Genomic DNA, 21,930 nt, shown 5'->3' with positions numbered 1-21,930 from the left:
CGTGCGCCGGCTGCGTGCCGCTTACTTCTTCTTGATGCAGGCGATGCGATACACACCGTCCTCTACTTCGACGCCATGTGTGTCGTGCGTGAAGCCCGGGAAGCGCAGGTCGAACCGTTCGAGCGCTTTCAGATAGCCGAGCAAGGGCCCGTCGGCGGGGCCCGCATTCTCGCCGGGCATCAGCAGCGGAATGCCGGGCGGGTACGGCACGACTGCATTTGCCACCGTGCGGCCTTCCATCTGCGACAGATCGAGCGCCTCTACTTCGTTGTGAACCAGCAGTTCGTACGCTTCCTGCGGGCTGTACTCGGGGTGCGGCAGCGTCGAGAAGCCACGCGACATCATCTCGGTGGTTTTCAGGTCGTTCATCGCGCCGAACATCAGATCGCACAGATCGCGCAGGCCGAGACGGCTGTATCGCTCCGGCCAGGTGGCGGGCAGTTTCGGCAACGCCTGGTCGAGGGGCAGATTGGCGTCGTAATCGCGCTTGAAGTCGAGCAGCGTGTTGACGAGCGTTCCCCACTTGCCCTTGGTGATGCCGATGGAAAACAGCAGCAGGATCGTGAAGTCGGTGGTCTTTTCGACGACGATGCCGTGCCGGGCGAGATACGCGGTCACGACGCAAGCCGGAATGCCGACCGACAACAGCCCGCCGTGCGGCGCGACGCCCGGCGTCAGGATCGACACCTTGATCGGATCGAGCATGCAGTAGCCGTCTTCGATCTCGCCGAAGCCGTGCCATGCATCGTTGGAATGGAGGACCCAGCACGAGGGATCGGTCGCGAGCAGTTCTTCGTCGGCTTCGTGGAAAGGCGTGCGGCGTCCCGTGTGACGATTGACGACGACTTCAGGTTGCCAGCCATCGAAGAACCAGTCGCCCTGTTCGTCGAATTTTGCATGCAGCCTGCCGAGCATCTGCCGGAATGCGACCGCTTCGCGGATCGCGTCGCCCGTGAGCGCTTCGCCGCCGGGCCCGTCCATCATCGCGGCGCTGACGTCGTTCGACGCAATGATCGCGTATTGCGGCGAAGTCGACGCATGCATCATGTATGACTCGTTGAAGCGTGCGTGTTCGATGGGATTGCGGCCGTCGCGGATATGGATGAACGAGGCCTGCGACAGCGCCGCGAGCAGCTTGTGCGTCGAGTGCGTGGCGAACACGGTTGGTTTCGACGCGTCGTGATCGGCCGGGTCGCCGTGCATCGCGAAACGGTCCTTGTAGAGCGGATTGAAACGCGCATAGCCATACCAGGCTTCGTCGAAATGCAGGCGGTCGACGCTTTCGCCCAGCAGTTCCTCGAGGCGCGTCACGTTGTAGCACAGTCCGTCGTAAGTCGAATTCGTCACGAGGGAATGGACGGGCGTGGGGTCCACGCCATCGCGGTCCCTGACGAGCGGGTTCTGGTCGATCAGCAGACGAATCGCCGCCGCCGTGAGCCGCTCGGGCATGATCGGGCCGATGATGCCGTAACGGTTGCGCGATGGAATCAGATACGTCGGTATCGCGCCCGACATCGTCATCGCATGTTCCGCAGACTTGTGGCAGTTGCGGTCGCATAGTGCGATCTGATTGCGCGTCACGCTTGCCATCAGGATCACACGGTTCGACATCGACGAGCCGTTGGTCACGTGATATGTGCGATGCGAGCCGAACACGCGCGCAGCGTAGCGCTCGCTTTCGCCGATCGGACCACTATGGTCGAGCAGCGAGCCGAGTTCGCCGACAGAAATGGACAGGTCGGAACGGAATAGCTGTTCGCCGAAGAATTCGAAGAACGCCTGGCCGACGGTCGACTTCATGAATGCCGTGCCGCCTGTGTGCCCCGGCGTGTGCCACGAATATTCGAATACCTTCGAAAAGCGCGCGAGCGCGCCGAACATCGGCGGCAGCACGGACTCGCGGTAGCGATCGATCGAAGCAATGATCCGGCCGGCGATGAACGACGTGGTGTCTTCCAGCATCCAGATGAAGTCGTCGGCTTTCTGCATAGCGTCGACGGGGATCGTCGCGGCGCTCGTGCGGCTGGCGAGCAGGAAGATCGGGACGGTTGCGCTGCGCACCCGCTGCGCATCGAGCACGCTCTGCGCCTGTTGATGCGTTTCGTCGTCACCGAGTTCCCAGCTCAGCAGCAGACACTGGATCAACGGATCAGAGCGGATCACGGACACGGCGTCGTCGGCGGATGCTGCCGTTACAACGCGCACGTGCCGTTCTTCGAGTTCGTCTGCGAGCGACTGCGCAGCGCGCCCGCTTGCCGTGCGCGCGTCGGATGCGTGATGCACCAGCAGCGCCTTCATACCGAGGCGGCGATAGACGGATTCCGTCGCGGAAGACATGTGGATTCCCCTCGTGGTTTACTCGGGCAAGATAGCCGCCCGATAGAACTTCTTCGTGTCCTCATCCGGCTCGCCGAACCACTTCACAAAGAGCCCGCGATAGGCACCCGACGTATACATCTTGCTCAGCGATTGATCGACGAACAGACGCATGTCTTCGTCCTCGCGCGCGACGCCGAGCGACACGAGCACGACGGTGAAGCGGCGCTGCAGGACCTGCAGGCTGTCCGATGCCGTGCTGCGCTTGACGGCATCCTGCAGGATCTGCCGCTCCGCGAAGAAAACATTGGTTTTCCGGTCGAGCACTTGCCGTACGCCTTCTTCATGACTCGACACAGTGACGACGCGCGCGGTCAGCTTGAACTCCCTGATGCGGTCGTTGAGCCAGCGCGCCGTGGGCGTATCCTTCACGGCCGAGAACGTCTGCGCGTTCAGCAACTGCGCGGGCGACGCACGCCAGATCGGGCCATGAGCCTCGATGTCGGCGCCGCTCAGCAGTTCCTTGAGCCCGCGTGCCGCATCCGTGCGCATCAACGCGCCGACGCCGCCCGGATAGACGGGCACGGAATAGCTGATGAACTGGCGGCCCGTCAGCGTTTCAGGATCGCCGCACAACAGGTCGATCCGGTGATCCTGCAGCGCGCGGTAGCGTTCGTCGGAAGAGACCTGTATCCAGTTCACGGTCAGCGCGGGAAGGCTCAGTCTGCTCTTTACCTGGTCTGCGACGCCCTGGCAGATGCCTGCCAGGTAGCCCACCGCGCGGCCTTCGCTGTCGCGGTAGACGAACGGGCTCGCCACGTCGACATAGCCGATGTTGATCTTGCCCGTTTGCTTGATCCGCGCGAGTGCGCCCGACTGCGCGGCACTCGCGCCCGCTGCATGCGCCGGGCGCGGAGCCGGGGCGCAGAGCACGAGGAAGGCAATGATGCTGGCCGCAGCGATGGTCGGCTTGCGGGCCTTGGCGCCCAGCAGCGACAGACGCGGCGCGATGAAACCGTAGATCACGTAGCCGATTGCCATCACCAGCATGCCGCCAAGCACGGCATCCTTGCCCGACGCATAGAGCGCGTAGACCGAGTAGACCATCGCGATCACGGCGACGATGCCGTTGCGCCGGTAGACAGCGGGTTCCGTGCCCGCGTCGCGCATCATCACGAACAGCGCCGACAGCGAGATGATGTAAGGCAACACGTTCGTCACCACGGCGAGATTGACGAGCGCCGCGAACTGCTCGGCCAGGTTGGGCGAAATCGTCGACAGCGCCATCAGCGACTGCACGATACCCATGATGATCATGCCCGGAATCGGCGCGCCATTATGACTGGCCTTGCTGAAAATCGACGGGAACATGTTGCTGTCGGCCGCGTCCTTCGCGGTCTGCGCGAGCGTGAACTGCCAGCCGAGCAGCGAGCCGACGCAGGCCATTGCCGCTAGCGCCATCACGATCGAGCCGATCATGGGGCTGAACATATGCGCGAACGCGAGACCGAACGGACCCGTCGATTTCGCGAGGTCGGCGTTGGGCACGATGCCTTGGATCGCGGTTGTCGACAGCACGTAGATGACCGCGGCGCCGAGCGTGCCGAACAGGCAGGCGAGCGGCACGTCGCGCTTCGGGTTCTCGACGGCCGACGAGTTCTGCACCGCCGACTCCATCCCGAGGAACGCCCACAAGGTCAGCGCGATACTGGAGCCCATGCCGTCGATGAGCCGCAGTCCTTGCGGATTCCATGCGGCGGCGAAGAGGCCGGGCTTGAACCAGAACCATCCGGCAATCGACATGAAGCCGACAGGCAGAATCACGCCCCAGACGGTGATCGAGCCGATGCGCCCCGTCAGCTTCGGCCCGCCGAAATTGGCCGCCGTGGTGATCCACAACAGCGCGATCACGCCGATGCAGGTCGCCAGGGGCGACGCGGTCAGAATGGGGAAGAACGCCGCCAGATAGCCGAGCGCGGAACTCGCGACGGCGACGTTGGCGATCGCCAGCGACAGGAAATACAGGAAGAACACCTGGAAGTAGCCGGGCTTGCCGTACGCGTCTTCCGCATACGCAGCCATGCCGCCCGCGCGCTGGTTGATGATGCCTGCCTGCGCGAAGCCGTAGGCGATCGCCATCGAGCCCAGCGCCGTCACGATCCACGACAGCAGCGAGATCGCGCCGACTTTCGCCATATTGGTAGGCAACATGATGATGCCCGAGCCCATCATGTTCACGGTAACGATGAACGTCAGTTGCACGACGTTCATTTTTTTCGGTTGATCAGCCATGACTCCACTCCTTGGTGGCTTTGCCGTATCGCTTATTCACTGACCACGTACGTATAGAAACGGATGCGACCGTCTTCGCGTTCCTGGAACACGCCCTGGACTTCGTAATTGAAGCCGGGGAAGCGATTGAACGATTCCTGAAACGCCATGAAGTAATCCAGCATCGGTTGGGCACGGTCATCCCAACGTTCGCCGGGCAGCACGACGCCGATGCCTGGCGGATAGATCAGCGCCAGCGTGGCGGAAATGCGGTTCTTTGCCTGATCGAGCGGCACGTAGTCGACGCGGTTTGCGACGAGCGCTTCATAGGCTTCTTTCGGCGACATCGCCAGTTCCGGGAAGCTCGACGCGCGGAAGCACAGTCTCTGCAGGTTCTTCACGTTGGCCTCTCGATAGAACGTGTGCATCTCGTTGCACACCTGGCGCAGCGTGTAGCCCTGGTAACGACTTCCGTGCGCCGCGCACAACGAAGGCAGGACTTCCGCCAGCGCGGCATCGCGGTCCCACAGGTTCTTGAACTTGACGAAGCGTGCGATCAGCGTGTTCAGCTTGCTTTCGTCTTCGGCGGGCGTCATCAGGAAGAGCAGGCTGTTCAGGTCGCACTTCTCGGGGACGATCCCTTCCTCGCGCAGATAATTCGCCACCACCGTCGCTGGCACGCCGAAGTCGAGATATTCGCCCGTCTTCCGGTCGATGCCCGGTGTCAGCAGATTCAGCTTGTTCGGGTCCGCCATCACATAGCCGTCGGCGTAACCCGTGTAGCCGTGCCACGCCGCTTCCGGACGGAACTCCCAGCATTGCTGCTCGTGCTTGATGACATCCGTCGGAATGTCTTCCCACATGACATTCGACGCATCGGCCATGAAATTCGAATTGCGGATATCGACGACGTCCGGCACGAAAGGATCGAAGAACCATTGTTCCTGCGCGTTCCTGCCCGTCACCTCATAGTGGCGCGCGAACTGGCGAAACTTCTTGCGCGCCTCGATGCCGAGTTCGATGCAGCTGTCCCAGAGCATTTCTCCCGCTTTGCCTTCGTGGACTTTGGCGTTGACGTCGAGCGATGCGAACAGCGGATAGAAGGGCGAGGTGCTTGCGTGGATCAGGAACGATTCGTTGAAACGTTTGTGTTCGATATAGCGCTTCTGTCCGCGAATATGCTCGTCTCGCTTATGAACCTGGGACGCCTGCGAAAAACCGGCACCCTGCTTATGAACGGACTGGGTGGAGAACAGGCCAGGCATGTCGGGCGTCAGGTCCTTCAGCCGCATCGGGCTGTGATCGTTGAACAGCGGATGGAACGCGTTGTAACCAATCCACGCTTCATCCCACAGCACGTAGTCGCACAGGTGGCCGATCCGTTCCAGCACTTTGCGGACGTTGTAGATCGTTCCGTCGTAGGTCGCGAGCTGAATGCAGGCGAGCCGGAACGGACGTGCGGCGCCGGCGCGTTCGCGATCTTCGACGAGCGGGCTGTTGCGGATCTGCTCGCGCAGATAATCTTCGCTCCATGCCTCCCAGTCGACGGCGCCGATCATGCCGAACGCGTTGCGCGATGTCGGCAGGAAGATGGGAATGGCGCCTGCCTGCACCAGCGCGCCCTGATGCAGCGATTTGTGATTGTTGCGGTCGAAGAGCACGAGGTCGCCGCGTTTGAGCACCGCGCCTGTCACGATTTTGTTGGACGTGCTGGTTCCGTTGAGCACGAAATAGGTCTGGTCAGCGCCGAATACCTCGGCGGCGTGGCGCTGGGCGTCGGCCGCGGCGCCTTCGTGAATCAGCAGGTCGCCGAGATCGACATCGGCATTGCAGAGGTCGTTTCTGAAAATGCTTTCGCCGAAGTGCTTGAAGAACAGCTGGCCGGCGGGCGACTTCCGATAAAACTGCCCGCCCTGATGACCGGGGCAATCGAATGCGATGTTCGCTTCCGCGTCGTACGCGACGAGTCCGCCGAAGAAGGGCGGCAGCAGACTCAAGCCGTATTTGACGAGGCTCCCCATCACCTGCTTCGCGTAGAAAATGGGCGATTGCTGTCCCAGATAGATATAGCCGTCGACTTCGCCGAGTCCGCCCGTCACTGCGAGATCCGACAGCCGGTGTGTGTTGGCCAGCGCCCAGAGCGGCGTACGGAAGCCGAGCGACCGCACGGCCGCGGCGAGCTTGCGCGCCGGCTCGAGGCGTGCCCCGTCGATGAGGATGATGTAGGCGCCGACATCGGCATCTTCGTTGACATCGCGTGTGTAGCTGTCGGTCACTTCGACACGGTAATGCTCCGCGGTGATCTCCGCCAGCAATTCGCCGCTCTGCGCGTCGTTGCCATCCACGATGGCGACGACCTTCAATAGCTTGTGGAAGGCAATCGGAATGGTTGGCGCTTTGATGGATCGAGGGACCATAGTCACTCCTTCTTCGCCGGGCTTTCGAGAGCGTGCGAACTCGACGCAGCAGCGAAGCGGCCGCCGCCGTTCCGCGCGCACGGGTTCATCAGCCGACTGCATTCAGCGTTGTGAGCAAGCTTCTTGTTACGGTCGAACGGGAAGCGGGAAGGTCAACCACACACTGCGTCTACCTGAGTTGTGCTACTCGACAATGCGATGCAGGAGCCGGACTGCCAATTGGCTCTCGGTCTTCTGGTTTTAACCGTGTTCGGCAACGGGCCGCGTCGATGCATAGGTTGCACGTGATACGTATATAGTTGGAAAGCTTTTCGGACAATGCAAGTTTTTAAGCGTTCGAAATCGTGATTTGACTGCCATGCAGGTCATAAGTCGCTTAAAGAAAAGCGTGATGATGGATCGGGCCAAAGTGGATTTTCATTTGCGCCGTCGGATCAGTGGCGATATTTTCCAGTCGGCTATGTGGGTTGAATGGTTGAGCTTTGCGTAGCATGCAGACGGATGGACCGCGTCAGTGTCGAAAGCGCGACAGTCGCTTGCGACAGCGCTCCCCGTCACCTATAACAGCCGACGGACCCCTTGGTACGCGGTCCATATTCATGTTCCATCCGCCGGACGGCAGCGCTGGCGACTGCGCATGTGTCCTTGCGCAATGCGCGTTCGCGCGATATCTCCACGTTCCTTCAACAACTGGTCCTGTAACGGTGGGTTCATCCTCTGGAGAAGATCATGATGTACATCAGACTTATGCTGTCCGCTGTCGCATTGTCACTCGCACTGACCGCATGGGCACAGAACGATGCAGCATCGGCGCCTGCCGAGAATGCGGGCAGCAACGATGCGATCGTCAAGATGCGTCAGCAAGAAGCGGCCGCGAATCGTGCCTATGACAAGAAGGTGGCGGCGGCAAAGAAGGTTTATGACCACAAGAAAGCCGAAGCCAAGAAAGAGCGCGATGCGGCTATCGCTGCCGCTCGCTACGGAAGCACCCAATGATCGGACAAGCCCGTAAGCTGCCTGGTCAGTCCATTTTATGAAAATATCGGCGGGATATTTTCATCTTCTATCACGCCGCTCACGCGGTGTGATCCATATTCATACGTCATTTATTTGGAATCTTGAACAAAATGGTTTCATCTACCAGAATGATCTGCAGACGGCGTGCCGATTCGAAAGACGGTAATGGCGGGAAAGCAGGGAATCGGTAGAAGCACTCGTCGACCAACGCAAGGAACTCATTGTTAACGGACTCCTGACACTCCTATCTGAACAAGGGAGAACGCGATGACTGCGGAAATCACCAGGCTCGGGGCATACTCCGAAGTCGGCAAGCTGCGCATGGTCATGGTTTCTTCGCCAGGGCTTGCTCATCAGCGGCTGACCCCCAGCAACTGCGACGAACTGCTGTTCGACGACGTGATCTGGGTGAGTCAGGCCAAGCGCGATCACTTCGACTTCGTGACGAAGATGCGCGAGCGTGGCGTGGAGGTGCTGGATGTGCACAACCTCCTCACGCAGACGCTGGACATTCCCGAAGCGCGCAAATGGATACTCGACAGAAGAGTCAGCGACGATAGCGTTGGCGTGGGTCTCAGTAGCGAGGTGCGCGCGTGGATGAACGAACTGGATTCGCGCCGGCTCGCCGAATTTCTGATCGGCGGCCTGTCGCTCGACGATATTCCGGGCAGCGACGCGCCCGTCGTGAAGCTGTTCCGCGAGTATCTGGATTACTCCAGTTTCCTGCTTTCGCCGCTACCCAACACGGTGTTTACGCGCGACACCACGTGCTGGATCTATGGCGGCGTGACGCTGAACCCGATGTACTGGCCCGCACGGCGACAGGAAACGCTGCTCGAAGCGGCGATCTACAAGTTTCATCCGACCTTCGCCAATGCGAACTTCGAAGTGTGGTGGGGCGACCCCGATGTCGATCACGGCGCCTCGACGCTCGAAGGCGGCGACGTGATGCCGATCGGCAAAGGCATTGTGTTGATCGGAATGGGCGAGCGCACGTCGCGCCAGGCAATCGGGCAGGTCGCACGGGCGCTGTTCGAGAAGGGCGCCGCCGACCAGGTGCTGGTCGCGGGCATGCCGAAGTCGCGTGCGGCGATGCATCTGGACACCGTGTTCAGCTTCTGCGACCGCGATCTTGTCACGGTGTTTCCGGACGTAGTCGGGAAGATCGTCACCTTCACGATCCGGCCCGACGAAAACGCGTCTTACGGTATGAACATCCAGCGCGAAGACAAGCCGTTCATCAAGGCGGTCGGCGACGCGTTGGGCCTGAAAGAGCTGCGGGTCGTCGAAACGGGCGGCAACCGCTTTGCGGCCGAACGCGAGCAATGGGACGACGGCAACAACATGGTGTGTGTGGAACCCGGAGTCGTGATCGGTTACGACCGCAACACGTTCACCAACACGCTGCTCCGTAAGGCCGGCGTCGAGGTGATTACGATCGCGGCCAGCGAACTCGGGCGCGGGCGTGGCGGTGGGCATTGCATGACCTGTCCGATCGCCCGCGACCCTGTCGATTACTGAGCGGCGGCGTGCCGCGTCTGCCCGACAATGGAGACAACTGATGGCTTTCAATCTGCGCAACCGTAGCCTTTTGAGTCTGATGCACCACAGCGGGAGAGAGCTGCGCTACCTGCTGGATCTGTCGCGCGATCTCAAGCGCGCCAAATACGCAGGCACGGAACAGCAGCATCTGCAGCGCAAGAACATTGCGCTGATCTTCGAAAAGACCTCGACCCGCACGCGGTGCGCGTTCGAGGTCGCCGCGCACGATCAGGGTGCGCACGTGACGTATATCGATCCCACGTCGTCACAAATCGGACACAAGGAGAGCATGAAGGACACGGCGCGCGTGCTGGGCCGCATGTTCGATGCAATCGAATATCGCGGGTACAGTCAGGAAACTGTCGAAGAACTCGCGAACTATGCGTCTGTGCCGATCTTCAACGGCCTGACGGACGAATACCATCCGACGCAGATGCTCGCCGACGTGCTGACGATGCGCGAGTATGCCGACAAGCCGTTGCACGACATCAGCTACGCGTACCTCGGCGACGCACGCAACAACATGGGCAATTCGCTGTTGCTGATCGGTGCGAAGCTGGGCATGGACGTGCGCATCGCTGCGCCGAAGGCGCTGTGGCCGAACGAAGGGCATCTCGACGCGTGCCGGCAATTCGCGAAGGAAAGCGGCGCGCGCATGACGCTCACGGAAGACCCGCGAGAAGCCGTGAAGATGGTGGACTTCATTCACACGGACGTGTGGGTGTCGATGGGCGAACCCGTCGAAGCCTGGGACGAAAGAATCAAGGCCTTGCTGCCTTATCAGGTGAACAAGGCGCTGATCGAATCGACGGGCAACCCTCGAACCCGCTTCATGCACTGCCTGCCTGCGTTCCACAACTGCGAGACCAAGGTCGGTCAGCAGATCGCAGAACGCTATCCGAATCTGGCGAATGGCATCGAAGTCACCGAAGAGGTGTTCGAGTCGGATTACAACATTGCGTTCGAGCAGGCCGAAAACCGCATGCATACGATCAAGGCCATCCTCGTGTCGACCCTCGCCGATATCTAGCGTATTGGCATCGCGCGAGGATGATCGCCGCCATGCGGCGCCTGTCCGGGGCGCCCGCGCGGCGCGCTGACGCAATCAGCAGGAGGGAGACATCATGCGCATGGTCATTGCACTCGGAGGCAATGCGCTATTGCAGCGCGGTCAACCGATGACGGAGAGCCAGCAGCGCGAGAACGTCAAGGTGGCCGTTGCGCAGATCGCCAGGGTGGCGGCAGGCAACGAACTCGTCATCGCGCATGGCAATGGTCCGCAGGTGGGATTGCTGGCGCTGCAAAGCGCCGCCTATACGGAAGTCACGCCGTATCCGCTCGACGTGCTCGGTGCGCAGACGGAAGGCATGATCGGCTATCTGATCGAACAGGAACTGGGCAATCTGCTTCCGTTCGAGGTGCCGTTTGCGACCATCCTGACGCAGGTCGAAGTCGATCTCGCGGACCCGGCCTTCCGTCATCCGTCCAAACCGATCGGTCCGGTGTACACGAAGGATGAGGCGCAGAGGCTGGCGCAGGAAAAAGGCTGGAGCATCGCGGAAGACGGGGACAAGTATCGCCGGGTGGTCGCGAGTCCGCGTCCGCAGCGGATCTTCGAAATCCGGCCGGTGAAGTGGCTGCTGGAGCGCGGAACCGTGGTCATCTGCGCGGGCGGCGGCGGCATTCCGACCTGCTACGACGAGAACCGCAAGCTGCGCGGCGTGGAAGCCGTGATCGACAAGGATCTGTGCTCGGCGCTGCTTGCGCAGGAGCTTGACGCGGATCTGCTCGTGATCGCGACGGACGTGAACGCAGCCTACGTGGACTGGGGCAAGCCGACGCAAAAAGCCATCGCAAGCGGCCATCCCGACGACCTCGAAAAACTCGGCTTCGCGTCGGGGTCGATGGGGCCGAAGGTGCAGGCGGCGATCGAGTTCGCGCGCAAGACGGGTAAAGAGGCCGTGATAGGCGCGCTGCCCGATATCGAGGCGATCACGCAGGGTACGGCGGGGACGCGCGTCAGTGTGCGCGATCCCGGCATCACGTTCTATCCGCTCGAGTAGGCGGGCAGTCGCGTTCATGTGGCGCGATTGCTTTCGCCTTTCTATGCAGCCTGGCGCATACACCCTGCAGGATGGGGGCCGCCGTCGGCATCGGGTCATGCGGAGCGGCGACAACCGCGCGTATGGGCCGTCGGCGCCGCTCTTTTTGGTCTCGGCTTCGCTCTCCACGACGGGGCGATCTTTCGCGTGCAAGCCAGGTGTGCCCATCGGCCTTGAGCGCGCGCATCGCCGGGATCAGAACGCGTGTATCCAAGTCGGCAGGTCGTGGCGATAGCTCGCCATGACCTGCGACGAAGCCATCGGAGGACGCGGCCAAGAGCGCCATCGCCACGTAGCGGGGAACCCGCAACCAGATCACGTATGGCGTCGGAGTCGCCTATGCGTTTCGCTGAACCGCGTTTCGTGCAAGCGGGTGCCAGAATGCTGAATCAGTTTGGCGAGACGGTTCTTCTCGTCGTCGCGGGTCTGTTTCCCGTCATCAATCCACCGGCGGCGGGATTCATCGTGCTGAGCCTCGTGCCACACGCAACGGAGAAAGAAAGAGCCTTTCTGGCGCGAAGCATATCGATCAACAGTCTTGTGATCCTGCTTGTGTCGCTTTCGATCGGCGCTTACGTGTTGTCGTTTTTCGGCATCTCACTGCCCGCATTGCGCGTGGCGGGCGGCCTTGTGATCGCGTTTGCAGGCTGGAATCTGCTGCACGAACAGGCGGACACGGATCGCGAGCCGGATCAGGCGCCCGCGCATGACGTAAGCCGCGAAGTCTCGCTGCGCTCGAAGGCTTTTTATCCTCTGACGCTTCCCATTACAGTCGGTCCCGGATCGATCGCGGTCGCTGTTGCGCTGGGGACGGGCAGGCCGCGCGGCGGCATCGCATGGATTCACCTCGCCGGCGTGCTCGTGGCGCTGGCGCTCCTGTGGGCGAGCATCTATCTTTGCGTACGCTTTGCAGCAAACCTCGAAAAGCTATTGGGACCCGTCGGCACCGAGATTGCGATGCGGCTCTTCGCGTTCGTGCTGTTTTGCATCGGCGTTCAGATATTGTGGCTGGGCGTCGATGATCTGCTCGAATCGGTGCCGTTGTGGGTGCGGTTCAAATGAGATGCAGGGCGTCGCCGTATTGTGTAACGGCGCAGGAACAGTGTCATAAAAAGGAGCGTTCCATGTCATTCGAGAAACCGAAAAATGCTCTGCTGACGCGATGCGTGCGGGCGATGTCCCCGCTATTGCTACTGACAGGCATGACGGCCGCTCAGGCCAGCAATCTCAACTTTCTCAACGACACGCCGATGTCATACATCAAGAAACCCGACATGGACTCGATCAAGGTCGCGCTCACAGACGTGCTCAATACGAAGAAAGACGGCGAGACGACGCAATGGACCAACAAAGGGACGGGGAATAGCGTAAAAATCGATGCAGCGATGACTCCGGAGAGCACGAGCCACGAAGGCAGCAAGACCTGCCGAAACGTCGCGGTGGTGCTGTCTGCCAAGGGACAGTCGATGAATCTGCACCCCAGGTTCTGCGGCACGGGGAAGACGGACTGGGCATTGCAGAAGCGCTAATCCGCATTTGACCGGCCAGATTGGCGCCGAGGTTCGACCCGACTGCCGTCCCGCATGAATGGTCTAGATACGTCATAGCGTACGTATTCATTCTCGCGCCATGGGTAGCATGTCGGCTGCCGCCAGGCGACATGACGTGCCGTTACCGTGCATTGGCGACGAAGGCCGTACGGCAAATGCGAGCATCCACAGGCCACGTACAGCGCCAGGACTTCGAATTAATCAGGCAGCGAGAAAGATTACTAACACCTGCACGGCGCAGCGAATAGACTGAGAAGTGACCACGACCACCACTAAGGGGACTCTCATGAACATGCTTGGCAAACGTCGGATGTCGGTTATTGGTGTCGTTGCATTGCTTTGTTGCCAGACCGTTGCCGAGGCACAGCCCGTCGCCTATCCGGCTAAAGGGCAAAGTCCGGAGAAGCAGCAGCAGGATCAAGGCGCCTGCGCGTCGTGGGCTAAACAGCAGACGGGTGTCGACCCGGCGGCTGTCGCGGCAACGCCTCCGCCGCCGTCAGGTCCCGCCGTAGGCGGCGGCGAGCGCGTCGGCGGAGCGGCACGCGGAGCGGCGGGCGGCGCCGTCATCGGCGCGATTGCGGGCGATGCCGGCAAGGGCGCTGCCATCGGCGCCGCGGCGGGTACGATGGGCGGCGGCATGCGCGCGCGTCAGAACCAGCGCAATGCGCAAGCCAATGCGCAAACCCAGAAACAGAATGCAATGGGGGCATTCAACCAGGCTTACTCCGCGTGCATGAGCGGTCGCGGCTACACGATGCACTGATCGACGCACTGAGCGTCCGTTGAGCTGCATGTGGTTGCAGGCGCGCCTCGCTGCTTCAGCCGCGCGCCGTGCGCCTCCGAACGCGGATCGCGTCGCCGGATGCGGGGCGCCCGTGGTCGATACGCGAGCGCTCATTCATCGGGTGGCCGCATCGCACGCGTGTCAAAAGACGGTGGCGCGCACGGTTTGCATCGACCGAATGCAAAGTGGTTCGCGGCTCACGCATTCACGCGTGAGATGCGTTATTGCCTGCCCGACGCAAGTTGCTGATTGCGCTCCGTCAGAAAGCGCAGCAAGCCGTCGACGCCGCTTTGCTGGATCGTCTCCCCGAACTGCTGGCGATATGTCTGCACGAGCCATGCGCCCATCACGTTGAGGTCATACACGCGCCAGCCCTGCGATGTCTTGCGAAGACGGTAATCGATTTCGACGGGCTGTGCGTTCGTGAGCGCGATGGTGCGCACGACGGCGTCGGTGTCGCTCGACGAGACACGCATCGGCGGATACTCGATCTTCTGGTCGGGCTTCAACTGCGCAAGCGCACCCGAATAGAGGTGGATCAGCAGCATCTTGAACTGTTGAACGAGTTGCTGCTGCTGCGCTGGCGTGGCAGTGCGCCAGTAGCGCGCCAAGGCGAGCCGCGTCGTATGTTCGAAGTCGATATACGGCAGGATGTCGCGATTCACGATATCCATGATGCGGGGAATGTCCGTCGGATCGATCGCACGCGTGTGGACTTCGTCGAGCACCTGCTGCGTCACCGTCTTGACCAGCATCTGCGGATCGGAACTGTCGACGCTCTGCGCCGATGCCGCAGTGCCGAAGGCGAGCATCGTGAAGAACAGGGCGGCGGCTACAAATCGCGATCGGATGTGGGCAATGTTCATGGTGTGAATGCGCGGGCGAACGATGGCCGCGAAGGGTTTCGCGGAGGCGACCGCTATTGTAGGGGCGCTGCGCGAAATCGGCAGCGAGGGTGACAGGCAGACGCTACGAAGGTGACGGGTAGGCCACGCGCCGCAGCACGTTCATCGGGCCGATCTGTTCGATCAGTTCCAGGTGCGCCGCGTCGCGCACGAACAGCGAACCGGCGAAACCGAGCGCATTGACGGACACGCCCTCCGCGTGCTCCGTCGAACGCGGAACGAGCAACATCCAGCGGCGCGTGACGAGCAGGTTGTACGGTGTTGCGTGACACGGCTCGCCGTTCGTCTCGACAGCGCCGACGTGAGCAGCGTCGAGCAGCGCGCGATAGCATGCGAGCGCGGTTTGTGCGGCAGCGTCGGGTGTAGCATCGTCGACAGCAAGGCGCGCGAACGCATGACGGAACGGTAAGCCCGGTACGCGCCCAACCGGACCCGCGCCGAAGGCCTGCGCGAGCAGCGGTTCGACGGGCACGGGCGGGTCGCTATCGCCAAGGGGCAACGGCACGATCTGCAGATGCTTGTGCGGCTGGCTCGCGCCCGCCTCGGGGCCTGCGTTATAGAACCCGATACCGTCGAACCCCGCCATGCAGCGCATCAGCGCTTCGAAATCCGCGAGATCGAGCAGCGCTTCCTGACGTCGAAATTCGCGCGTGACGATCAGCAGATGATGTTCGATCACGTTGAACTTGTTGAGCAGCGCGAGATGCGTGCCGGAGATGTCGGCGACGAACAGATCGGGCTCGTGCGGCAGGAACGGATTGACGGCGACGCGCTTCTCCGTCTGGAGCCTGCGCGCCTGCAGGCGCTGTCGTTCTTTGCGCGTGAGACTCGACACCTGCCGCACGATGAAGCGGACGCCGCCGCTTTCGATGACGGCCTGCACGGTATCGATGGGTTGCAGCGCGCCGCACTGCAGCGCGTATGCGGTTTGCCTTTCAATGGCGGGCCAGAGCGTGCGCGGATCGAAGTCGGAAGGTTGCATGTATCGATAGAGTGCATCAGAGTTTGTAGCCGATCGTGCGCAACAGGTCCTTGCGCCATTGCACGTCTTCGGCACCTTCCACGCCAAGGGGCGAAAAACCGTCGATCACGCCGACGATGCCGCGCCCCTGATCCGTTTCGGCCACCAGCACTTCGACGGGGTTCGCAGTCGCGCAGAAAATGCGGCACACCTCGGGCACGGTTTTCAGCACGTTCAGCACATTGACGGGAAAATAGCCGTCGCCGAGAAAGACGAAGAAACTGTGGCCCGCGCCGACGTTCAACGCGTTCTGGCTTGCCATGTCGATCAATGCATCGTCGGTGCCGGAGCGTCGCACGAGCCGCTTGCCCGACGCCTCGCAAAACGCAAGGCCGAACCGGATGCCGGGCACCGCGCCGACGAGCGCCTCGTGAATATCCTCGACGGATTTGATGAAGTGGGACTGCCCGAAAATGAAGTTGGTCGTTTCGGGCTTGACGACGGTGACGGCGGACAGTTGCATGGCGGGCCTCGCTCCGTTGCGGCAAAAACACCGGTGAACACGCGCGAAAATGGCAGGCAAGCCGGGCTTCGGAAAGGCTGGCGTGCCCGATGCTGGGTTCGAGCTCCCTTTAGCGTAGACGCAAGCGCGCGCGAGCGAAAGCGCCGCTGGAAGTCGGCCTGCTGCGCGGCGCGGAGTGTGCGAGCATTTCCGGTCTTCATGCAATGCGGGAGCGCATAGGGATCGACTGGAGACGATGCAGATCTTCGTGCAGATCGTCGATCCCGGCAGTTTTACGCGCGCTGCCGAAGCGCTCGCGCTGCGTCACGAAAGCCGTGCAGCAGATCGAGGTCAAGGCAATCGGCATCAATCGCGCGGAAGTCATGTATCGATCGGGCGAATACACGATCCAGCCGCGCTTTCCCGCGACGCTGGGCTACGAAGCGTCGGGTGTCGTCGCGGCAGTAGGCAGCGGCGTGAAGGACTTCGCGGTCGGCGATGCGGTGAGCGTCGTGCCTGCCTTCTCGTTCGCCGACTACGGCATGTACGGCGAACGCGTGAATGCGCCCGTGCATGCCGTCGTGAAGAACCCGCCGTCGCTATCCTTCGAGGACGCCGCCGCGACGTGGATGATGTTCGCGACCGCCTACGGTGATGGAGACCGCGCTTCATCGCGCGGCTTGATCTTCCGGGGACGTCGATGCCCGCGTCGCCTTGTACCATTCGTCGCCGGGCAGTTCGACGGGATGCTGCGTGCGGTACGCCTTCGTGTAAAGGGAAACACTGCCAGGGCGATCGCCGGATCGTCAGGAGTTGGAATGCTCCGGCGATTTTCCGCGGCCTTGCCCGAAACATGGCGATACAAACCCGGCACGATGCTTACCGTCTGGCGGATACCCGCGCCGGTTCGATATGGGAAAATGGGACCATGAAAACGTCCAGAATCTCACTCATCGTGGCCGTGCTGGCGTTTGCCAGCCCGTTTGCGCATGCAAGCCTCGCAAGCAGCGCGCATCAGTTGAAAACCGATGCCAAGGCGGCAGGCAAGGAGACCGGTCACGCCGTTCGCAACGGCGTGCATGCGATCGGACATGGCGCAAAGTCGGCGGGACGTGCCGTGGCCGACGCGACGAAACACGGTTATCACGCGACCAGGAAGTTCGTGACGGGACGCGGCTAGCGTTCCCGCGTCGCTGCGAGCCAGCAGGAGACAAACGCGTGAACGCAAGCCACTGAAGCCGGTTCAGGCGTACGATAAAGGCATCGCCCCGTTGCGGACACCCGCCATCTGACGGAGAGCCGATATGAGACGCCTTTATTTCCTCGCCCCCGACACACCCACGGCCAGGGCGATCGTCGACGACCTGCTGCGCGCTCGAATCACATGGCGGCACATCCATGTGCTCGCCAATCACAGCGTCACACTCGAAGCCTTGCCTCAAGCCTCTTTGCTGCAAAGCAGCGATGTCGTGCATGCGCTCGAACGCGGCGTGGCATTCGGCGGCGCGACGGGCGCGCTGCTTGGCCTGGTGGCGCTGGCGTTTCCGCCTGCCGAGCTGGCCATCGCGGGCGGCGCCGTCGTCATGCTGACGCTGGCGGGCGCGGGGTTCGGCGCATGGACGGCATCGATGATCGGCGTCAACGAGCCGAACGCTCATCTTGAGCGTTTCCGCGAAGCGATCCGCGCGGGCCAGTTGCTGGTCATGGCGGACGTGCCCGGCTCGCGGGAGCATGAGATCGAGCAGCTCATTACGCAGCATGTGCCGCGGGCCGATCTCGAAGGCGCGGAACCGACCACGCCGATCTTTCCCTGAGCGCTCTCCCGGCGACATGTGCCGCCTCCGCAGTTCGCCGTAAGGCATTCGACAACGAAGTCCAAATCGTCGAAAATCGGAAGCCCTGCGCGCGGGGAATGGTTCAATAGCGGGCCCACGAAAGGCCCGCCGAACGGCTCAACGAAGGTTCAACACGTTTCGTCGCACGGCGCCGCTGTGCCGTCGATGAGCCATCGGCATTGCACTCCCCGCGCGATTTCCACGCGACAGACGCCCCGCCCGTCAGGGCGCACTGTCGCGCAAGATCTGCTGGCGAATATCGATGAGAAAGAGTCTGGACGGCGTGGCCGTTTCAAGCATGGTGGTGCTGTGCCTGATCTGGGGGCTGCAACAGGCTGCGATGAAATCGATTGCGGCCGACGTCGCGCCGCTGCTTCAGGTATCGCTGCGCTCCGGCGTCGCCGCTGTGCTGGTGTGGATGTTCGGCCGGCTGATCGTGCGCGACAAGTGGCTCAAAGGCGTCGCGCTCGGGCCGGGATCGGTGGTCGGCATCCTGTTTGCCGCCGAGTTTCTTTTCGTTGCCGAAGGGCTGCGCTGGACCACGGCATCGCATATGGCCGTGTTTCTTTACACGGCGCCGATGTTCGCCGCTGTCGGCCTGCAACTCGCGCTGCCGTCCGAACGCATGACGCGTGTGCAATGGACGGGGATCGCGGTGTCGTTCGTGGGCATCGTGGTCACGTTCGTGGGGCCGGGTGCGGGATCGGGCGTTGGACCGTCGGCGCCCAACTGGATGCTGGGCGACCTGCTGGGCATCTGCGCGGGCGCCGCGTGGGGCATGACGACAGTCGCCGTGCGCGCCACCCGCCTGAGCGAAGCGCCCGCCACGCAGACACTGTTCGTCCAGCTGGTGTGGGCCTTTGTCGTGCTGCTGCCGTTCGCATTGTTCTCGGGGCAGTCCGCTTTTCATGGCACGACCCTCGTATGGGCAAGCCTCGGGTTTCAGGCGATCGTCGTGTGCTTCGTCAGCTATGTCGCGTGGTTCTATCTGCTGCGCGTCTATCTCGCGTCGCGGCTCGGCGTGCTGTCGTTCATGTCGCCGCTGTTCGGCGTCGCGCTGGGCGCGCTGCTGCTGCATGAACGGCTCGAGCCGACGTTTCTGGCTGGCTCGGCGCTGGTGCTGGCGGGCATGTTCGTCGTCAATGGACGCGAGTGGCTGAAATACGTATTCGCGCGGCAACGTCGCGATGGCAAGGTCGGCTCGGCCTGACCGCCTCGCGCGCGCAGCGTCCGTCATCCGCTGATGCGTCTGCGCGGCGGTGCGGCCGTTGCGCGGCGAGCACGCATGCGGTGAGCCACACTGTCGCCGACATGGCGCCTGCGCCGACATCGCTCGCGAGCGGGCACGAAGGCCTTGCCGTTTTCTTCCTGGTCTGCTGGTCGTGGCGAGCGACGACGGCCTTTCGCGCGTCCGCGAGTCCGATTGACGGGGTTCGGACGCGCCGGGCGCCGCGAAGGCAAATATGACCGCTAGTGTGTGTGTCTGACCCGCACTTCTTTCCACCTTATGTCGTCGCGAAATGTCGCCCTGTGGGTATCGACTGTGCTGGACGTTCGCGCATTTGCAGTGTCGTCGGGTGCGGTGCGGGCATCAACGACCGGTAACGGACCGATAACGGACCGATAACGGACCGTTCAATTGCGCGCACATCCTTCAGCACCTAGTATCCATCTCGGACCAGCAGGCGGGATCGCGTTGCTGCGCGTCTGAAGCAGCCGTCAATGCGTATTCGTTCGCGCTGGAAGGACTGTTCTTCGACTGGAGCAAATTCGATGCGAAAGATGAGAGCGGTACAGGTTGGCGCGGCGGGTGGCGCGCTGGAACTCGTGGAGCGCGACGTGCCGGCGCCAGGCGCGGGCCAGGTGTTGATCAAGGTGCAGGCGTGCGGCATCTGCCACAGCGACTCGCTGACGAAAGAAGGCCTGTGGCCGGGGCTGCAGTTTCCGCGCGTGCCCGGACACGAGGTCGCGGGCGTGATCGATACCGTCGGCGCGGGTGTCGAGGGCTGGAAGGCGGGCGAGCGCGTCGGCGTGGGCTGGCATGGCGGCCACTGCGGGCGCTGCGCGGCCTGCCGGCGCGGCCATTTCGTCGTGTGCGAGAAGGCGCAGGTGCCGGGCATCAGCTATGACGGCGGCTATGCCGACTATCTCGTCGCGCCTGTCGAAGCGCTCGCGCGTATGCCCGACGATCTCAAGGACGTCGAGGCGGCGCCGTTGCTTTGCGCGGGCATCACGACGTTCAATGCGCTGCGCAACAGCGGCGCGCGGGCGGGCGATCTGGTCGCCGTGCTCGGCATCGGCGGGCTGGGGCATCTCGGCGTGCAGTTTGCACGGCGCATGGGTTTCAACACCGTCGCGATCGCGCGCGGGGAAGACAAGGCGCCGCTCGCGAAGCAGCTCGGCGCGCATCACTACATCGACAGCCGCTCGCAGGACGTGGCCGAAGCGCTGAAGGCGCTGGGCGGCGCGAAAGTCATCCTCGCGACGGTGACGAGCGGCGACGCGATGACGGCAACCCTCGGCGGCCTCGGGCTCGACGGCAAGCTGATCATTCTCGGCGTCGCGGACAAGCCGATCGAGGTGCCCCCCGTGCAGTTCATCATGGGCCGCAACGCCGTGCAGGGCTGGCCGTCGGGTTCATCGGCGGATTCGGAGGACACGCTCGCGTTCAGCGCGCTCGCCGACGTCAAGCCCATGATCGAGACCTATCCGCTCGAACGCGCCGCCGAAGCGTACGAGCGGATGATGAGCGGCGCCGCGCGCTTTCGCGTCGTGCTGACGATGCAATAGACGTCGGCGGGCCGGCGTCGCGGCCATGCGACGCCGGCTTGCAATGCCTCCTCCGCCTTGAACGGCATGGCTCTGCGGTCATCGAGACCGGTCCGCTGCCACCCCTCGACATCGTCCCAAGGCGGTTTCGGGTCCGGCAGCGTGTAAACTGCTGCCTTTTCGAGATTTCTGGTGGTATGGTTCAAGCCCCTCAGCGCACGGCGGTCAGCGGCCCGACGCTGGTTCGCCTGCTCGCGCGCCTGACGGCCGCCGACGTGTCCGCCTCCAGCCAGTCGCTGTCCGATCAGCTGAGCCAGTGGCTCGGCTGGACGGACGCCATCGCGCTGTCGACGGCGCTCAACGGCAAGCCGCCCGCCGCCGTTTCCGGCGCGCGGGGCGCGGGCACCGTCGAACAAGAGTGCGCCAGCGTGCGCGCTGCGCTCGCCGACGCGATCGCCGGCGACAGCGTGCTGTCCACGCGCCGGCGGCGCGGCGCCTCGCATGCGCAGACTGCGCAGTCTGCATCGGCCCAGCGCGAGGCCGACTACGCGGATTTTCGTCAGTGCTACCTCGCGCTCCAGCAGACGATGGAAACCCGCATCGGCACGCTGCGTGGCCGCCTGCGCAGCCTGCTGGCGGCGAAGGCGCCCGAAATGACGCGACTCGCAGTCGTGGACGCGATCATGGAGCGCTCGCTGGGGGCACGTGAGCGCAACCTGTTCGGCGCGGTGCCCGGCCTGCTAGCCGGCCATTTCGAGCGCTTGCGCAAGGCGGACAGGGACGCGCAGGCATCCGGCGCGCCCGCCGAAGGCCAGGCGCAAACAGAGCCGGCCACCCGGCCCGGTGCGTGGCTCGACGGGTTTCGCAAGGACATGCAAAGCGTGTTGCTGGCCGAACTCGACATTCGTTTTCAACCGGTCGAAGGGCTGCTCGCCGCTCTTCGCATCAGCTAACTGGGA

At 62.8% G+C, this 21,930-nt stretch carries 18 protein-coding genes and 2 pseudogenes; 13 read left to right on the top strand and 7 right to left on the bottom strand.

What is annotated here, in order from left to right:
• Positions 1-21: 21 nt before the first annotated feature.
• The 4 genes and pseudogenes from BPHY_RS32100 to speC form a co-directional block, all read right to left on the bottom strand.
• Positions 22-2,337 carry an Orn/Lys/Arg family decarboxylase gene (locus BPHY_RS32100; protein WP_012405636.1) on the bottom strand — a complete coding sequence of 772 codons (2,316 nt, stop codon included), beginning with the start codon at positions 2,335-2,337 and terminating at the stop codon, positions 22-24.
• An 18-nt stretch (positions 2,338-2,355) separates the two neighbouring features.
• A complete protein-coding gene (locus BPHY_RS44045; protein ID WP_322789048.1) occupies positions 2,356-3,249 on the bottom strand; it encodes a transporter substrate-binding domain-containing protein in 894 nt (297 codons plus the stop codon).
• Between the two features lie 60 nt (positions 3,250-3,309).
• A pseudogene (gene potE, locus BPHY_RS44040) lies at positions 3,310-4,608 on the bottom strand (putrescine-ornithine antiporter); the annotation flags it as partial.
• 32 nt (positions 4,609-4,640) lie between these two features.
• Positions 4,641-7,004 (bottom strand): ornithine decarboxylase, encoded by a 2,364-nt coding sequence (speC, locus tag BPHY_RS32090; protein ID WP_012405634.1) that lies wholly within the window; start codon positions 7,002-7,004, stop codon positions 4,641-4,643.
• Between the two features lie 729 nt (positions 7,005-7,733).
• Here speC and BPHY_RS32085 point away from each other — a divergent pair.
• The 7 genes from BPHY_RS32085 to BPHY_RS32055 all read left to right on the top strand — a co-directional run bounded on the left by BPHY_RS32085 (position 7,734) and on the right by BPHY_RS32055 (position 13,978).
• Complete coding sequence (locus tag BPHY_RS32085) at positions 7,734-8,000, top strand: hypothetical protein (protein ID WP_012405633.1); 267 nt, start codon at positions 7,734-7,736, stop codon at positions 7,998-8,000.
• A 288-nt stretch (positions 8,001-8,288) separates the two neighbouring features.
• Positions 8,289-9,542, top strand: coding sequence for an arginine deiminase (gene arcA / locus BPHY_RS32080; protein ID WP_012405632.1), 1,254 nt, complete (start codon positions 8,289-8,291; stop codon positions 9,540-9,542).
• 40 nt (positions 9,543-9,582) lie between these two features.
• The gene (locus BPHY_RS32075) at positions 9,583-10,593 is read left to right on the top strand and encodes an ornithine carbamoyltransferase (RefSeq protein WP_012405631.1); all 1,011 of its coding nucleotides are present in this window, start codon (positions 9,583-9,585) and stop codon (positions 10,591-10,593) included.
• A gap of 94 nt (positions 10,594-10,687) precedes the next feature.
• On the top strand, positions 10,688-11,626 hold the full coding sequence (arcC, locus tag BPHY_RS32070; RefSeq protein ID WP_012405630.1) for a carbamate kinase: 939 nt from the start codon (positions 10,688-10,690) through the stop codon (positions 11,624-11,626).
• 378 nt (positions 11,627-12,004) lie between these two features.
• The gene (locus BPHY_RS32065) at positions 12,005-12,727 is read left to right on the top strand and encodes a MarC family protein (protein ID WP_012405629.1); all 723 of its coding nucleotides are present in this window, start codon (positions 12,005-12,007) and stop codon (positions 12,725-12,727) included.
• 113 nt (positions 12,728-12,840) lie between these two features.
• Positions 12,841-13,194 carry a hypothetical protein gene (locus tag BPHY_RS32060; protein WP_157686930.1) on the top strand — a complete coding sequence of 118 codons (354 nt, stop codon included), beginning with the start codon at positions 12,841-12,843 and terminating at the stop codon, positions 13,192-13,194.
• Positions 13,195-13,525: 331 nt separating this feature from the next.
• A complete protein-coding gene (locus BPHY_RS32055; protein WP_407671302.1) occupies positions 13,526-13,978 on the top strand; it encodes a glycine zipper family protein in 453 nt (150 codons plus the stop codon).
• 242 nt (positions 13,979-14,220) lie between these two features.
• On the opposite strand, the gene BPHY_RS32050 is transcribed toward BPHY_RS32055, so the two are convergent.
• The 3 genes from BPHY_RS32050 to BPHY_RS32040 form a co-directional block, all read right to left on the bottom strand.
• Positions 14,221-14,811: an MlaC/ttg2D family ABC transporter substrate-binding protein gene (locus BPHY_RS32050; protein WP_407671301.1), complete on the bottom strand. Its 591-nt coding sequence runs from the start codon at positions 14,809-14,811 to the stop codon at positions 14,221-14,223.
• A 157-nt stretch (positions 14,812-14,968) separates the two neighbouring features.
• Positions 14,969-15,886, bottom strand: coding sequence for an ATP adenylyltransferase family protein (locus BPHY_RS32045; RefSeq protein WP_012405625.1), 918 nt, complete (start codon positions 15,884-15,886; stop codon positions 14,969-14,971).
• A gap of 16 nt (positions 15,887-15,902) precedes the next feature.
• On the bottom strand, positions 15,903-16,388 hold the full coding sequence (locus tag BPHY_RS32040) for an adenosine-specific kinase (RefSeq protein WP_012405624.1): 486 nt from the start codon (positions 16,386-16,388) through the stop codon (positions 15,903-15,905).
• 203 nt (positions 16,389-16,591) lie between these two features.
• Here BPHY_RS32040 and BPHY_RS40260 point away from each other — a divergent pair.
• From BPHY_RS40260 to BPHY_RS32010, 6 genes and pseudogenes are all read left to right on the top strand, one after another.
• Positions 16,592-17,020 (top strand): annotated as a pseudogene (locus BPHY_RS40260) (alcohol dehydrogenase catalytic domain-containing protein); the annotation flags it as partial.
• A 275-nt stretch (positions 17,021-17,295) separates the two neighbouring features.
• Positions 17,296-17,547: a hypothetical protein gene (locus BPHY_RS32030; RefSeq protein WP_012405622.1), complete on the top strand. Its 252-nt coding sequence runs from the start codon at positions 17,296-17,298 to the stop codon at positions 17,545-17,547.
• A 124-nt stretch (positions 17,548-17,671) separates the two neighbouring features.
• Positions 17,672-18,181: a hypothetical protein gene (locus BPHY_RS32025; protein WP_012405621.1), complete on the top strand. Its 510-nt coding sequence runs from the start codon at positions 17,672-17,674 to the stop codon at positions 18,179-18,181.
• Positions 18,182-18,464: 283 nt separating this feature from the next.
• Positions 18,465-19,412, top strand: a complete 948-nt coding sequence (locus tag BPHY_RS32020) for a DMT family transporter (protein WP_012405620.1) — start codon at positions 18,465-18,467, stop codon at positions 19,410-19,412.
• A 563-nt stretch (positions 19,413-19,975) separates the two neighbouring features.
• Positions 19,976-20,992, top strand: coding sequence for an alcohol dehydrogenase (locus BPHY_RS32015; protein WP_012405619.1), 1,017 nt, complete (start codon positions 19,976-19,978; stop codon positions 20,990-20,992).
• 176 nt (positions 20,993-21,168) lie between these two features.
• Positions 21,169-21,924, top strand: a complete 756-nt coding sequence (locus BPHY_RS32010; protein WP_012405618.1) for a DUF3348 domain-containing protein — start codon at positions 21,169-21,171, stop codon at positions 21,922-21,924.
• The last annotated feature ends 6 nt before the right edge of the window (positions 21,925-21,930 follow it).

This window comes from Paraburkholderia phymatum STM815, assembly GCF_000020045.1.
In the GTDB taxonomy this organism is placed as follows: domain Bacteria; phylum Pseudomonadota; class Gammaproteobacteria; order Burkholderiales; family Burkholderiaceae; genus Paraburkholderia; species Paraburkholderia phymatum.
This window is presented reverse-complemented; position numbering and strand designations above follow the sequence as displayed.